We start from the raw sequence: 17,633 nt of genomic DNA, 5'->3' as shown, positions 1-17,633 counted from the left end.
CACATTTTTGGACAGTTCGGTTACAAAAAATGTCATTTCGTGTTGCTTCCACAATTTGGGCTCCCTTGCAACTGTACATTCGTTGTATTAAACCCCAATTAACCTTATGCCTAACGTTATACATTTCATTCCTCCCACTGCCTGTTCAGTTTATAACAATCCACTGTATTTATTTAACTAACAAATATTTAATTATCATTAACAAACCTTAATATGAACACCCATAAAAAAAGGGATAAAAGAAGTAAGCTATTATCGGATACCCTTGCCAAAGAAAAGCAGGATGTGTTTTTAGATATTTATGCGGCGCATGAAAACGACTGGGCGCAAACACGCACCAGCCTGCTGGAAAAAGGGATTTCAGATCAAGAGCTGAAGAAAATGGAACTGGTATACCAGCTGGCTGAAATTACCGATGACAACGACAAACTGGTCACTTCCCTGCAAAAGAAACTGAGCAGCATTCGTGAAATGGCCCTTTCTTATGACCGAAAAAAAATTCATTCGCTCCTACAAATCGATACCCTGCCTGAAGAAGTCCCCGGAGAAACGCAGGAAGAAAAAGCAGCCTGGTACGCCAGCCATATTGAGAAGCAGTTGTACCACAAAGAACCATCAGCCGTAGTTGCGCGCATGGTAAAGAATAATGAATTGCCCATAAAGGATAAAGCTATTCAACAGGGCGTTTTATCGTTTTTTGAAGGGCACCCCGATTTCAATATCCGCAACACCTCGGTATATGCGGCGTCAAAGGAAAATAAAGCCAGTCTGGCAAAGGTTGATCCTATGCAGCGTACTGCCGTAATGGGTACGTTAAAAAATATTCAACGGATCAGTTCAATGAGCAACAGCCCTGCCTTATTACCTAAAATGATGGAATCCGACCTTACCTCGGCGCATAAAGTAGTGACGCAGTCCCAAGAAGATTTTATTCAAAAGTATGCAGAACAATTAGGCGGAAAAGAAGAGGCTGCGCAGGTATATGAGCAGGCAGCCAATATCAATACCCGCAATGAGTTTATGCTGGCTGCCTTGCGGGACAGCATAACCGGTACTTCTGTTGCCGCTATCGATGGTAAAACTGGCAGGGAAGAGGCCATCGTCATGGTAAAAGAGATGGCTGAACAGAACAATCTGCAGTTGAACTGGGAAGCGCTGTTTGGGAATGCCGATCTTTGTGAATGCGATGAATGCCGTTCCGTATATAGTGCATCTGCCTACCTCGTTGAACTGTTGCAATATCTGCGTACAGCCGGCGACGGAACGCCGCTGAATGAATTGTTGAAACGCCGTCCCGATATTGGCAATCTTCAGCTTACCTGTGAAAATGCCAACACCGCATTGCCATACATCGATCTGGTGAATGAGATCATGGAAAGCTTTATCGTTCATTTGCCCGGTTACCAGGCAGAGGGCAACGTTCAGCTGGATGTTTTTGATGTGGTCGATGAATCGAATGAAGAATTACTGGCTGTTCCGCAGCACATAAATTATAACGCATATAAAGCGGTAAACGATGCCGTTTATCCCTTTAGCCTGCCGTATAATCAGCCGCTCGATGCCATTCGTATGTTGTTGCGAAAAATGGGCACTAACCGGTACGACATCATGGACGCTTTTGATGTACCATCAAAACCGGTAAATGAGGCCAATGCCATGAGCCGGGCGAAGTTTGCTGAAATGCTCCTGATCTCCAAGGAAGAGCATATTTGTTTAACCAAAGAGGATTTTTACAAGAAAGAATATTATGATGCCCAAAAGGGCAGGGTACTTACCACAGACGAATACCAGGCATTGATAGGCGTAAAACCTGTTTGGAAATATTATGGTTTCAATACCGAGGCAGAGATGTTATCAGGGTTAAAGATGGTAAAGAACAGTTTCTTACCACGCACCGGTATTTCTTTTAAAGACCTGTACGCTATTCTTGAAACTAAAAGCGTAAATATAGCCCGGCCTGTAGGAGCCTCGATGGCGATGATGAACCGCATACCGTACAGCTACCGGTACCTGTTGTCACTGGCTGGTACGGCAACCGATCCGGCGGTAAAATATGCGCAGGTGATCACCTTGTTGCAGAATGCTTTTGAATTGCCGGCCGATAAAACGGCTGTGCGTAACTGGGTATTACAGGACTTTGAAAAAGTGGGTAAGATGATCGTGCTGGAACTGGGCGGAACAACACCCGGAAATAACGACGACTATTATTATGACCAGGGTGGCCCGGGGGCCGACCTTTATCAGGTAGCAAAGGCAAATGATGTAAGTAAAGCAGTATTGCAGCACCTGGATGGCACTCCTCTTACCACGCCTGAATATGATACGCTGCAACGCTTTATCAGGTTATGGCGAAAGCTCAACTGGACGATACCACAAACCGATATGGCCATTGTAGGGTTATCGCCTGTAAACAGCACCCGGTATGATATAACAGCTAATACCATTCAACAGCTTTCCTGGATCAGGAAATTATCCGGGCACACGTTAATACCCATTGAACGGCTGCTTGCGTTTTGGGCCGACATTTCTATCCATGGTGAGCAATCCCTGTATAAAAAAGTATTTCTGACCCCTAACATTCTGGCCATTGATCCTGTATTTGCACCGGATGTCAATGGTAATTTCCTGGCTGCCACAACGACCATTACTGCGCATCTGCCAGGTATTATGGCCGCCCTGCAGATGACCGCCAGTGAGATCTCGCAGATCAGGTCCTATCTGGCAATGCCGGATGTATTGTCTTTAAGCAATATCTCGGCGATCTTCAGGTACGGGGCGCTGGCCAGATACCTGAAATTGCCTGTAAACAGGTTGCTTCATCTTTCACTACTGTTTGGTAATCCTTTTTTGAATGCTGGTGCTACGTATGAGTTTATCCTGGTTTGTGAAGATATCCGCGAAGCAGGTTTCAGGCCCGAGCAGTTGAGTTATATGATGGTCCATACCCCTGAGCCAGGCATTGCCCCTTCAGACAGGACCATACTCACGATTGCCCGCGAACTGCATCAGGCTTTGCGGAATAATGAGAGCAGGCATCTGATACCCCAGGAGATTACCGCCGACCTGTTGAAACAGCAATTGATGCTGGTTTTTGACGAAGAGGTCAGTACCCGCATCATGGCGTTCCTGGATGGTTCCATCGTGTTTAGCCAAAAGGTGAATGACCGGTTGGTTGTTATAGTGCCCGAACATTTGACAGACAGGTTTTCTTACAACAGGGCAACCGGCATCATGGCAACGAAAGGTATTCTGAGTGAGGAAGACTGGAGTGAAATAGGTTCGTTATCACGAGATAAATCATTCCAGGGTGGTGTATCAAAGCTTTCTGCACAGCCAGCCATGTTCCTGAACGATACCTTATTTGCCATGTTCCCCGTGAACAGCGCTGAAAGAAACCTCGTGCTGGGCCCTGATGGCGGTGAAACCTCGCCCGGTTATAAGATCAGCCTTTGTTATAACCAGTTTATTCCCTTCCTGAAAAAGCAATTGGCGCAACGGCTGATCTATGAGAAATTGTCGAAGGAGATCCAGCTCGATGCGGGTACTACCGAGTGGTTGCTGACAATGTCGTTGACCAATGATGATGGAAGTCAGCCACTGGTGAACGATTTTCTTAAAATAGGGCAGCAGGTACCACCTGTTGCCAGCTGGGATGGTTACCTGATACCGGCTGCAAATGATGCTTATACATTTGTTATTGCCGCTACCCAGCAACCTGCGCTTTTGCTCAATGACCAGCCGTTGACGGTACAGCCCGTAGCTGGCGCCACCGGGCAATATGAAACAACTCCGCAACCATTAAAAGCCGGGCAGTTATACCGGTTAAAAATAACCGGATTGAACGGCGACCTGTCGAAGCTTTCCTGGAAAACTGCTACCGTGCCCCGGATGCAGGTACCTGAAAGTTGTTTGTTCCCGGCAGTAGTGAACGATACGTTTGCCGCAACTTACCGTAAACTGCATAAAGCGGCATTGTTTATTAAAGGGTTTTCCTTTTCAGCAGAAGAGCTCAAACTGCTGTATATAAGCAGGTCAGGATTTTTCAATATGAGCCTGAACAGCCTCAATCTTACTATCTGGCGCCGTTTCAGGGAATATACAGTTGTACGTAACCGTCATAAGAACGGGAGCATCTCACTGGCCGAGTTTTTAGCCTGGATGCGCAACCCCGTAAATGCTACGCTGGCCGATAAAATTGTAGCGCTCACCAATTGGGACCTTGCGCGTGTACAGGCACTGTTGGGTTCAACCCAGTTCAATTATTATGTAAGCAATTTCCAGAACGAAAAGCCGCTGGAGAAGCTGTATCAGGCGATGTCCTTATCAATGCTGACCGGTCTTGATACGGCCACCCTGGTTGCCTGGGCGGTGCCACTCACTGATTTTGATAAATGCTATCAACAGGCAGAAAATATCAGAAGCTGTTTACGTGCCCGTTATACAGAAGAAGACTGGCGGCAAACCATTAAACCGGTAAATGACCAGTTGCGCACCAACCAGCGCACAGCCCTCATCAGTTACCTGTTGGTACAACCAGCCTTGCAGCAATGGGCGCAAAACAGGAACCTGGCGTTGGATGCAGATACACTGCTTGAATTCTTTTTGATCGATCTGCAGATGGAATCTGTTATGGAGACCTCGCGCATCAGACAGGCGGTCTCGAGCTTGCAATTGTTTGTACAGCGTTGTTTCCTGGGACTGGAGAAAGCAATACCAGCCACCACCCTTGACCGCAGTAAATGGGAATGGATGCAGCAATACAGAACGTGGGAAGCCAGCCGCAAGGTGTTTCTTTATCCGGAGAACTGGATTGAGCCCGATCTGCGGGATACCAAGAGTCCGTTTTTCAAAGAACTGGAAGCGGAACTGTTGCAGCAGGACGTTACGCCCGAGGTGGTGGAAAATGCGGTTCGCAATTACCTGGGTAAACTGAATGAGGTTGGCAGTCTGGATATCATTGCAGTGTTCCAGGAATGGCCGGAAGACAAAAGCCATATCATTGGCCGTACACGCAGCATCCCGTATGTTTATTATCATAGAACGTATGACTTTATACATGTCTGGACACCCTGGGAGAAAATTGAGACGGATATCCAGTTGGTGGAAGAAGACAAACCTGGTATGCAAACAGCACCCCTGAATGGCAACTACCTGATACCGGTTAAATGGAAAGACAGGCTCCTGTTGTTCTGGCCGGTATTCACCAAAAAAACGGTAGAGAACGCGATACAAGGTACGCCGCTGTCGAAAATGAGCATGACGCAGATGAGCACTCAAAGATCAGGTGACCTCAATCCGTTGGAATACCGGGAAATAAAGCTGGCTTATTCTGAATACAGGGATGGCAAATGGACGGCTAAACAAACCTCGCCTTGTGTTTTGAATACGCCCGCGGCTGCAACAGCCGTGCCCATCTCCAGCTTTATTTTTATGCAGGATACTTTAACTGAACTCTTAAAGATCAGTGTACACTATGAGGAAGGAAATATAATAAAACCCGTGGGTGCCTTTACCTTCCATGATGGCGTTGGCTTTGGAACTACAGGCGCAGATACCTGTACGTTTGATATGTATTATCCGCCTGATACGGTTAGCAAATACATGCATTTTTATCCGGCAGGGCCTACCGCACCTGTAGATATAACAATTGACATTGCAGGCGTGCAGAGAGGAATGATCTTTAATAAACCACTGACAAATTTCAAGCTGGTAAGAACATTTCAAAAGAATTTTACTGCCAATGGACCTAATTATGCGTCCACTACAATGGTTTATCAGGAAGAGGGGAATAACGGTACACATAGACGCACCATGGTCCGCTATGCACCCTACTATGCAACCGAGAATGCCATTGAAAATTTATATCATCCATATGTAGGAACTTTTTTACAGCAATTGAATCAGAATGGCTTGTCGGGTCTGCTTAGTACGTTTACCCAGCAAAACCGGCAGTATGCGACAACGCCGCAAACCTATAATGCGGAAAGGGTCGTCCAATGGCCGGATGGCGGGGTGGATTTTGGAAAGAATCCGGACAATCAGTTTAAAGAATCATATGGTTCGTACAGTATTTATAACTGGGAACTGTTCTTTCATGTTCCGCTTATTATTGCCGACAGGTTAAGTAAAAGCCGGCAATATGAACAGGCCCGGAATTGGTTCCACTACATTTTCAATCCGCTGGCTACCGGCCCTGAAAATACCGTACGGCGTTACTGGCAGTTCCTGCCTTTCAAGACCAGTCCGGTAGACAGTGTGCGGGACTTTCTGTATAGTTTGAAGCCATGGCAGGGTTATAATGAGATCTATGAATGGCGAAGCGATCCATATAATCCCCACCTGATTGCCCGTTCCCGCCCAGCCGCTTATATGAAAACGGTAGTGATGAAATACCTGGATAATATACTGGCCTGGGGTGATGAGCTGTACCGGCAAAATACGATGGAGACCATTAACCAGGCCTCGATACTGTACGTGATAGCAGGTCATATTTTAGGGCCACGTCCGCAGGTTGTGCCTGAACGGGGAACCATAAGTGCCCAAACCTATAACTCCTTAAAGGATAAATGGGATCATTTCAGCAATGCCATGGTTGAAATGGAGCTTGCCTTCCCGTATAGCGGACAGGTAACTTATGAAGGAGGTATTCAAAACGGTAAACCTTACCGTGGTAATAATATATTTGGATTTGGCGCATCCTTATACTTCAATATTCCCAACAATCCGCAATTGTTACAATATTGGGATAAAGTAGCCGACCGCCTGTTCAAGATCCGCCATAGCATGAATATAGATGGCATAGTGCAGAAGCTGGCGTTATATGAGCCCCCGATTGATCCGGCCTTACTGGTGCAGGCAGCGGCCAATGGCATCAGTCTTAGCAGTGTGCTGAACGATTTCAATGTGCCAATGCCCTATTACCGCTTCAATCATTTAACGGCAAAAGCGCTGGAGGTGTGTGCCGATGTAAAAGTGCTGGGCAGCCAGTTGTTATCGGTTATTGAACGCCGCGATGCGGAGGCGCTGGCTAAATTGAGGGCAACCCAGGAGGTAGTGCTGTTAAATGCCGTACAAACGGTAAAAATCCAGCAGTTGGAGGAGGCCTATGGTCAGCTGGATACTTTATACAGGACCCGCGAAAATACAGGTAACCGGCTGAAGCATTTTCAACAGTTGCTGGCCATAACGCCCGAAGTACCGCAGGAAGGCGCCACGTACAGTGAGCTGGATGGCAAGTATGGCCGCATGCAGGAATCAGGCGGTCTGCAATTGATCGACCTGGAAAGGGAAGATATGAAGAAGGCGCTACAGGCAGCACAGAAGCAAACGATGGCTGGAATTTTGGAAACGGCAGCCGGCGTGGCCAATTTCTTCCCCAGTACCAGCGGCCACGGTCAACCGCTTGGGGTAGGTGTTACCATAACTTTTGGTGGCCAGCATGTAGGAGCAGCTCTTGCTGCAGCTGCCAGGGGCGTTCAAACGTACGCAAACAAACTGCAGTTTGAATCAGGAGCAGCCGCCAAAAAAACCGGTTTCCTGCGGCAGCGGCAGGATTGGATCTTACAGGCAAACACTGCCGGGAACGAACTGATGCAGATCGATAAACAGATCATTACTGCCAAAATACGTATAGCCATTTCCGAAAAAGAGTTACAGCATCACAAGATGCAGGTTGAACAGGCCCGTGAGATGCAGGATTACCTGGCTGGTAAATACACCAACCAGGAGTTGTACCAATGGATGGAAGGACAGGTGCGTACGACCTACCGGCAGGCATATCAGCTGGCGTATGACCTGGCCCGTAAAGCTGAAAAAGCATATCGTTTTGAAAGGGGAGAGGCCAATACAAACTTTATACAACTGGCCTACTGGGATGGCAGCCGCGATGGTTTTCTGGCAGGTGAACAGTTGTCACTCGCCATCCGGCAAATGGAACGAACCTATATGGATACCCATAAAAGGGAATATGAGATCAGTAAACACATTTCACTGGTACAATGGGATGCGTTTGCATTGCTGAACCTGAAAGAGACCGGTACTTGTGAGTTGCTGTTGCCCGAGACGATGTTCGACCTCGACTTCCCCGGCCATTATATGCGCAGGATAAAAAGCATGAGTGTTTCCATACCCTGTGTAGCCGGCCCATACACCAGTATAAGCGCTACCTTAACCCTGCTGAACGATAAGACCCGCATCAGCAATGTTACCGGTTCCCAATACCGGGAAGATACAACGGCCACCGACGAGCGTTTTGTGAATAATTATGTGCAGTTACAGTCTATTGCTACCAGCCATGCACAACAAGATAATGGCATGTTCGAACTGAATTTCCGCGACGACCGCTTCCTTCCGTTCGAAGGAGCAGGCGCTGTAAGCCGCTGGAGGCTTGACCTGCCGGCCGGGTTCCGCCAGTTTGACTATGATACCATTTCAGATGTCATTTTCCATTTACAATATACGGCACGTGAAGGAGGTGGTTTGTTGAAACAGTTTTCGGAAAATAACCTGAACAGTTTTCTTGAAAATGCAAGCGGGGAAGATGGGATGGACCGGTTATTCAACCTGAAGTCCGAATACTCGAACGAATGGTACCGCTTTCAGCATCCCGGAAATGGTAACCGGGTACTGACGCTTACCGGGCTGAAAGACCGGCTGCCTTTCTTTACAAAGAGCAAAAGGGTACAGCGCGTGGAGGTTACAGGCATTGAGCTGCTGGTTGAGGGTGAGGTTACCGGGTTACAGCTAAATGGAATGGCATTGAATCCGGCTGCAGCGATTGGGGACCTGAAGCATTTTACGGTTGCCGGTGCTTTCCCTGCTTTATCAGAAGCCTGGAACTTTACTGCTGATAATGCAGCGTTGCAAGACGCCTGGCTGGTGATCAGGTATTCAATAGTAACAAACTGATGCTATGAAGCAGCGGACCATTTCACTGGTAACGGTGTGCATGAACCGGTTGCATCATCTGCAACAAACCCTGCCCCGCAATATGTCAGACAATGAAGGGTACGAACACCTGGAATTTGTGGTGCTCGATTATAATTCAACCGATGGGCTGGGCGAATGGATCAACAGTCACATGAAGGCTTATATAGATAACGGGCGGCTTCAATATTACCATACATTGGAGCCGGCCTGTTATCATCCCGCCCACTCCCGTAATATGGCATTCCTGTTATCAACAGGCCAGTTGGTGTGCAATGTGGATGCCGACAATTATTCGGGCCGCCACTTCGCAGCTTACCTGAACAACCGGTTTTGTGAAAATGAGAAAAGTGTATTGATCACCTTTGGGGGCAGCCGCCAGTTAGCCCCCAAAGATGCTTATGGCAGGGTATGCATAACCCGCGATGATTTTATCGCTGTAAATGGTTATGATGAATGCATTGACCTGTATTGCGGTGAAGACATAGACCTTGCCAAACGGGTAATGCGGTTGGGCCGTGAAACAGTAGTCATAGAAGAGTCAGCTTTTTTGCACACCATTGCGCACAACGATACAGAAAGGATCAGACAGATGCCCTTGCTTAAAATGATCGCCGCCTGTTATCTGATGCCGGAAGCCAATGGTTTTTCCCGGGTGTTGTTCCTTTTTTTCAACGGGCGTTTTGTACTGGTTACCTTACGCGGTCACGGTCAACGCACACCCGGCTGGCAGGATGCCGTTGATGAAGGACAGTATGTAGCGGACGCAGGCGGCCTTCAACTCTTCTTTGAACAGGATTTTACGTGGCAGCTGCGCTCTGGAGAATCACGTCAAATACTGTCCTTTTCATCTGATAAGTTCACACGCTTTTTTTACCAGGTAACCGCTGACGATGGCCTGAGCTCATGGGCAATACAATACATGTTACGGCATATCAAAACCCACCACTTTGACAACAGGAAGGTAAACACCAGCGGCTTTGGCCATGGAACCGTATTTCACAATTTCGATTATTCCCACCCATTGCCGGTTTCACCAGCAATAAACTCTGTAACAAATGAATAAGGAAACCCAACATACCAACGTTTCGAATAAAAAGGAAACTAATTCCATCGATATTCCCGCCATATCATTACCTAAAGGCGGCGGGGCTATCAGGAATATCGACGAAAAGTTTTCAGTAAATGCCGTGAACGGAACAGCCGGCATTACTATTCCGCTTCCTGTTTCACCAGCCAGAGGCTGTAGCCCGGCATTAACGCTTAGTTATAACTCCGGTTCCGGTAACGGGGTCTTTGGTTTGGGATGGCAATTGAGCCTGGCTTCCATCAGGCGCAGAACATCCAAACAATTACCCCGGTATTTCGACGGCGAAGAGTCGGATGTGTTTGTGTTGTCCGATGCAGAAGACCTCGTGCCTGAGTTTGACCGTAGCGGTGATGGCAGTTTTTTGAAAGATGATAAGGGTGATTATGTGATCAAAGAAAGGAATTCACCTGATAATGCATTTACCATCCGGTTTTACCGCCCGCGTATAGAGCAGAACTTTGCCACGATAGAGCGTTGGTATGCAAAAGACCAACGCGAAATAAAATGGCGGCTGATCAGCAAAGACAATATCACCACCCTGTTTGGCTGGTCGCCTGGCAGTAGAATCGCTGATCCGGCAGACGCTTCCAGGATCTATCAATGGCTGCCAGAACTCGTTTTTGATGACAAAGGAAATTGCTGCAGGTACATTTATAAAAAGGAAGATGACACCGGCCTGGACCTTTCGCTTCTCCATAATAAGAACAGGGTGCATAATGGCACTATAACCTATACCAATTGTTATCTGGAAAAGGTGCTTTATTGCAATAAACAACCTTACAAAAAGTTTGGTGATGTAATTCCTGCTGTCGATGATTTTTTATTTGAAACGGCATTTGATTATGGAACATTGGACCCAGGTGATCAGCCAGGCGTTATTAATAACTGGGATTACAGGCCGGATGCGTTCTCTGATTATACGGCGGGATTTGAGATCCGTACCACGCGGTTATGCAAAAGGGTTTTATTGTTCCATCATTTCAATGGGGCCAATGAATATAACGGATTGGTGCGCTTGCTGGATCTTGAATATGATAAGTCTGTGCAGCAGGGTTTTACCTTCCTGCAATCGGCCACCCTTGTTGGTTACATAAAGCAACCTGATAATACGTATTCCTTTAAAAAATTACCTTCTTTGGAATTTATGTACCAGCAGCATGATTGGAATGCGGGCGTGCAAACAGTTGCAACAGATGTATTGGTACATGCGCCGGCTGGTATCGGGTCCCCTTCTTATCTGTTCACCGATCTGTACAATGAAGGGCTCGCAGGGATCCTGGCTGAGCAGGCAACCGGCTGGTATTATAAACATAACCTGGGTGTTCAATCCTCAGCCACCGGTGATGAAAAATTAGTTTTTGAAAACGCAAAACTGGTATCACCAAAACCTTCTTTTAAAGGGCTCGGTAATTCCATGCAATTGACCGACCTGGATGCGGATGGCGGGAAACAGTTCACCAATTTCAATAGCGGCCCCAAAGGCTTTTTTGAACTGAACGATGACAATGAATGGCAGTCTTTCAAAAGTTTTAGCCAGCTACCCAATGTTGATCTTACCAGTCCGTTTGTGAAAATGATCGATCTGAATGGCGATGGAAAAGCCGAGTTGGTGTTCAGTGAAGACGATGCATTCACCTGGTACCCGTCGGCGGGAAGGAATGGTTTTGCTTCCGCCCGCAAAACCGGGAAAGCAATGAGCGAAGAAGATGGCCCGTATATGGTGTTCGCCGATGATAAGCAGTCCATATTTCTGGCCGATATGACCGGAGACGGGCTAACAGATATCGTTCGTATTCGTAATGGGGAGGTTTGTTACTGGCCGAATCTGGGTTATGGCCGGTTTGGGAAAAAGATAGCCATGGAACATGCACCTGTATTTGATCTTTCAGATGCCTTCAACCCGTCTCTGATAAGGCTGGCCGATATCGATGGCTCAGGCACAACAGATATCATTTATCTGGGAAAGAACCGATTTAGTTGCTGGCTTAACTACAACGGGAACAGGTTTGCTGTAATGCCTTATGAAATTGAAAGTTTTCCTGAAATTCATTCGGCTGCTTCTATAACGGTGACCGATCTACTTGGTAATGGAGTAGCGTGTATAGTATGGTCGAGCCCGCTTGAAAAAGATGCCCATGCCTCGTTGAAATATATAGACCTGATGAACGGAAAAAAGCCACACCTTCTGGTTAAATACCAAAACAATCTTGGCAGGGAAATTTCGATGGAATACACGGCTTCAACAAAGTATTATATAGCAGACAGGCTCCAGGGCCGTCCCTGGATAACCAAATTACATTTTCCGGTCCATTGCCTGTCCCGAACGATCGTTGCAGACAGGATCACCGGCCATCGGTTCACTTCATCATATACCTATCATCATGGTTACTACGATCATACAGAAAGAGAGTTCAGAGGATTTGGAATGGTGGAACAAACAGATGCGGAAACTTTTGACCACTGGAAAAGATCCGGCGCAACTAATATAACAGAGATGGAGCTCCACCAGGAACCGGTTATTTCAAAGCAATGGTTTCATACCGGAGCCTGGTTAAGAAAGGAGATTATCTTGTCGCAGTTTGAACACGAGTACTGGTATAATGAAATGGCCAGGCGGGGTTTTCCCATGGTGCAGTATGAAAAGCAGCTGGAAGACGCACGCATTATTCCTGGTAAAGGGGTATCAGGATCATATACAGAGCAATTATGCGATGAAGAATACCGGCAGGCTTTCCGGGCCTGTAAAGGCATGGCCCTGCGTTCAGAGCTGTTTGCATATGATGCTGCAAAATACGGTAACACGCCCGAAACTGTTAAAAAAGAAGGCTTGCCCTATGAAGTTTCCACCCATAATTGCGTAATAGAAATGCTGCAGCCTAAAGGACAGAATAATTATGCTGTTTTTGTAGTTAAGGAAAGCGAAAAGGTTTCCTACAACTATGAGCGAAGTATGGAAGACCCGCGCATTGCACATACCCTTAATATCAGACTTGATGAATATGGCAATATTCTTGAAACGGCTTCAGTATCATATCCAAGGAAGAAGGCCGATGTTACGCTCTCTGCCGAAGTACGGATAGCTCAACAAACAATGGCGATCTTATATACAGTGAATAATTATACCAACGATGTACTGGAAAGAGATGTGAACAGAGGCCGGATGCTGGCTGAAACAAAGACCTATGAACTTAAAGGCGTAGGGAAACCCGGTGAATATTACGACATTTCCGATTTTAATGATATACTTCTTGATACCCGCTCCGATGGTGCCGCATACCACGAAATAAACAAACTACCTACCGGGACAAAGGCGCTTCGCCGGTTGACAGCACATAAAAAGATGCTGTTTTACAGCAATGACCTGGTTCAATCATTACCCTTGTACCGGCTGGAATCAAAAGGCATTGCGTTTGAGACCTACCAGCTGGCCTATACCCCTGCCTTGCTGGCGGATCTTTTGGGGTCAAAAATAAACAATGCGCTGATGTTGGAAGGAGGGTTTACGCACGCCAAAGACGAATGGAACAAGGAGGATGAGAACTGGTGGGTCCGTTCGGGTACAAAACAATATATTGGCAATGGTGAAGAGGCTGCTGCTGCTACCAGCCGTTTTTATATGCCGGTTTCCTTTATAGACCCTTTCGGTGCAACAACGAAGGTAACCTACTACGGCGCCTATAACCTGATGATTGAAGAAACAGAGAATGCATTGGGTAATACATGCAAAGTGCTGGCTTTTAATTTTCGTACCCTGTCGCCCGCCAGTATGCAGGATGTAAACCGGAACCGGTCGGAAGTACTGTGTGATGAATTAGGATTTGTAAAGGCGATGGCAGTAATGGGTAAAGGTAATCAGGCAGATGACCTGGTCGGTTTACCGGAATCCAGCGCGCAGGAAACCGCTTTGGTCCAACACTTTTTCAATGCGCCGGTAACAACAGCGGGTATAACTGACTCTGTAACGTTGATGGGTACTGCCGGTGCATTATTGCAGCATGCCAGTACCAGGTTTGTATACGACCTGGATGTGTACCGGCAAACAGGAAAACCTGCTGTTGTTGCCTCCATAACGCGGGAAACCCATTACCGGGATGAGAACGGTAATCTGAATCCGGAAAGTAAACTACAGATTGCCTATGAGTATGGAGCTGGCAACGGAAAAGTGGTGATGAAAAAAGTACAGGCCGAACCCGGAATGGCTAAGCGGGTACGGGTGATGCCTGATAATACTATTACAGTAGAAGAGTTAGATACCACCCCGCTGCTGCGGTGGATCGGGAATGGTAAAACGGTAGTAAACAATAAGGGAAATGTGGTAAAACAATATGAACCTTATTTTTCCATCACCAACCGGTTTGAAGATACAAAAGAACTGGTAGAGACGGGCGTTACGCCTGTACTGTATTACGATGCGCTGAACCGCCTGGTCAGGACCGATAGCCCGGATGGAACGTTCACGAAAATTGAATTTGACAACTGGAAGCAGGTACACTGGGATGCCAATGACACGGTGCTGGAAAGTGACTGGTATCAGCGGCGTACCGACCATACCCGTACTGATTATATTGATGACATAAAGGAACAACAGGCAGCGCAGAAAGCAGCCCTGCATGCTGCTACGCCTGCGCAACACCACTTTGATCCGCTTGCCCACCCGGTACTTATGATTGAACATAACAAGGAGCTGCTAACCGGGGCAAACCAATTTTACCATTCCACGTTCGAACTGGATCCGGAAGGTAATCTCCGTTCTGTTACAGATGCGCGGGGCAATGTGGTCATGCGCTACAAATATGATATGCTGGGGAATTCAGTTTATCAAACAAGCATGGATACAGGCAAGCGCTGGTTGCTAACCAACATACTGGGCAAGCCGTTGCGTACCTGGGATGAACGGGACCATGAGTTCCGGTATGAATACGACATACTGCACCGGCCCGTGCAAAGCAGGGTAGTAGGGGGCGACGGTCCCATACCACTCGACCATATCTTCGATAAAATGGTGTATGGTGAATTACAACCGGATGCCGAAGAGAAAAACCGGCGGGGACTGTTGTACCAGCATTATGATACCGGCGGATTGCTGGAAATGACGGATGGATACGACTTCAAAGGGAAACCTGTTTCGGTAAAAAGAAAATTATTCAAAAAATACAAAGAGGTAGTGAACTGGTCAGCTGCCAACCAACTGACCGACCTTGAACCGGAAGAATATGTTTTTGTCAGCCACACCGATGCGCTGGGCCGGATTGTACAACAAACAGCGCCGGATGGAAGCATTATTACGCCGGCATATAATGAAGCCGGTTTGCTCAATGCCGAAAGGGTAGAACATAGTGATCCGGGTCAAACAGTCACGTATATCAAGAATATTGATTACAACGAGAAAGGCCAGCGTTGCAGGATCGTGTACGGCAATGATGTTGTTACCAGTCTGTATTATGACCCGCATACATTCCGGTTAAAGCGTTTGGAAAGTAAAAGAAAGAACAACGATCCCTTACAGCACTGGTACTACACATTCGATGCAGCAGGTAACACTACGCATATTGAAGACCGAAACATACCCCAGGATTTTTTTAGGAACAATAAGACCACCGGTGTTGCTGAATACACCTATGATGCATTATACCGGCTCACCGAAGCCACGGGAAGAGAGCATGAAAGCGTACCCGGCTTTGGTAGTTGCGATAACTGGTGTGATAAAGCATTTATGCACTGGCTGAACCCGGGGGACCCCATAGCATTGAGAACATACCGTCAGAAATATACCTACGACAACGTTGGCAATATACTGGAGATGCGGCATGTTGCCAATGGGGGAAGTTATACGAGGACCTATGCCTATGAAACAACGAATAACCGGTTGCAGCGTACTGCCATTGGGAATATCAGTTCCCCGGAAAATTATGAAAAGTATAACCATCATTCAACACATGGATTTATGACAGAACTGCCACACTTGGAAAAGATAGGGTGGAATTTTATGGAGCAGGTGGTGCTCACTACAAGGCAGCATTGTACGGAAGATAATATTCCGGTTACCACCTATTATCAGTACGATGGCCAGGGCCAGCGTATCAGGAAGATTACCGAGAATCAGGCCCCGGCCAACCAAACGCCTGCAAAAAAGGAGGAGCGCATTTATATAGCGGGGTATGAGTTGTATAAAAAACACAGCGGCGCTGATGCCGGCCTTGAAAGGGCAAGCCTGAGCCTGATGGACCAGGGGCATAGATATGTGATGATTGAAACCCGTAATGAAGTAAATGATGGTACCAAAAAACAGGTTGTACGCTATCAATTGCACAACCAGTTGGGTTCAACTGCCATGGAACTGGATGCCGTAGGGGATGTGATCAGTTATGAAGAGTACCATCCGTTTGGCACAACGGCATACCAGGCCAACAACAATACCATCAAAACGGCCTATAAGCGCTACCGGTTCACCGGCATGGAACGGGATGAGGAAACGGGACTGGAATATCATAGTGCCAGGTATTACCTTCCATGGCTGGGAAGATGGCTGAGCGGTGATCCGGCGGGTATCCAGGATGGGTTGAATGTTTTTGGGTATTGTAAGAACAATCCGTTGATGAAAATAGATAAGAATGGAAAACAGGGAATGGATGCAAACGACATTGGCATGGGTATGATGTGGGACAGAGTAGGCGGCGAGCTGAGTTCAATGTGGTCTTCTATGTTTGGAGGCAGTGCTTATGTAAATCCGGTGGCCAATAAAGTGAACATTTATCCGGCGCAGGGCGGAGTTGGCGGATTTACGGGTGGTATGATAAGGGCCGCTTCGTTTCGATTAATACCGCTTGAGCGAAACCCCAATATGAGCAGTTTATATGGGGCAGAGCAGGGGGCCGGTGTATTACCTGTTGCTGATCCTTTTATGCGACTGGCCACGGCAGAAACTGTTACCGGGCTGGAGGCCAGCCGGCTGGAAGCAGGCGCCATGCTGTTGATGGATGTAGTACCCCTGGCGCTGGAGGCAAGGGCCGCCTATGTTGAAATGAAAGCAAGTCGCACCACCGTGAGTCTGGCCTATCGTCCCGGCAAACTGGCCCCGAGGCCTGGTCCTATTGGCCACAATATAGTAGGCATTAATGAAGGCAATGGCACAAAATGGTCGCATCTGGTGGTCGGTGACGCCGAAAGAACAAAAGGGATCATTACAAATGGCAAGGCGATAGTAGAGGCATACGAAAAAGTCCCTGCTGAAGCAAAATATAAAATAATAGAAATACCGGTAACGCCGGAACAGGTGGCAAAAGCGCAGAAACTGGTAAATGAGCGACTAGGAAACGCAGGGACCTATAAATTGTTCGACAAAGATTGTACAACCTATGCCCATGATATTTTGACCGAGGCCGGCATCTCAATGCCTGGAATTTCTACCCCATCAATTAATGCCATGGCGGCCAGATTAAATAACTTCCGGTTTTTAGGGGCAATGGCTGAACCTGCTGCGGCAATGAGCCTTGGAAAAACCATCGCGCTGTTATCTGACCGTTATCAGATGTCGGTAACGCCGGAGTTTGCAGCCCAACAAATGGCCAATGACAATAATCAGCAGCAATCAAGAGTGGGTAAGTAATAAAAAAGCAAT

General features: G+C 47.2%; 3 protein-coding genes. All 3 read left to right on the top strand.

Features of this window, described 5'->3' with window-relative positions:
- Window positions 1-213 precede the first annotated feature (213 nt).
- Genes J7I42_RS19815 through J7I42_RS19805 form a run of 3 tightly spaced genes read left to right on the top strand, consistent with a single transcriptional unit; the run spans window position 214 to window position 17,621 of the window.
- On the top strand, window positions 214-8,907 hold the full coding sequence (locus J7I42_RS19815; protein ID WP_209140588.1) for a Tc toxin subunit A-related protein: 8,694 nt from the start codon (window positions 214-216) through the stop codon (window positions 8,905-8,907).
- Between the two features lie 4 nt (window positions 8,908-8,911).
- Complete coding sequence (locus tag J7I42_RS19810) at window positions 8,912-9,991, top strand: glycosyltransferase family 2 protein (protein ID WP_209140587.1); 1,080 nt, start codon at window positions 8,912-8,914, stop codon at window positions 9,989-9,991.
- Window positions 9,984-17,621: a SpvB/TcaC N-terminal domain-containing protein gene (locus J7I42_RS19805; RefSeq protein ID WP_209140586.1), complete on the top strand. Its 7,638-nt coding sequence runs from the start codon at window positions 9,984-9,986 to the stop codon at window positions 17,619-17,621. Before J7I42_RS19810 ends, J7I42_RS19805 begins: the two co-directional genes overlap by 8 nt.
- Window positions 17,622-17,633 lie beyond the last annotated feature (12 nt).

The sequence above is a fragment of the Niastella soli genome (assembly GCF_017742245.1).
GTDB lineage: Bacteria > Bacteroidota > Bacteroidia > Chitinophagales > Chitinophagaceae > Niastella > Niastella soli.
The sequence above is the reverse complement of the archived record's forward strand: the minus strand, read 5'-3'. Positions and strand labels throughout refer to the sequence as shown.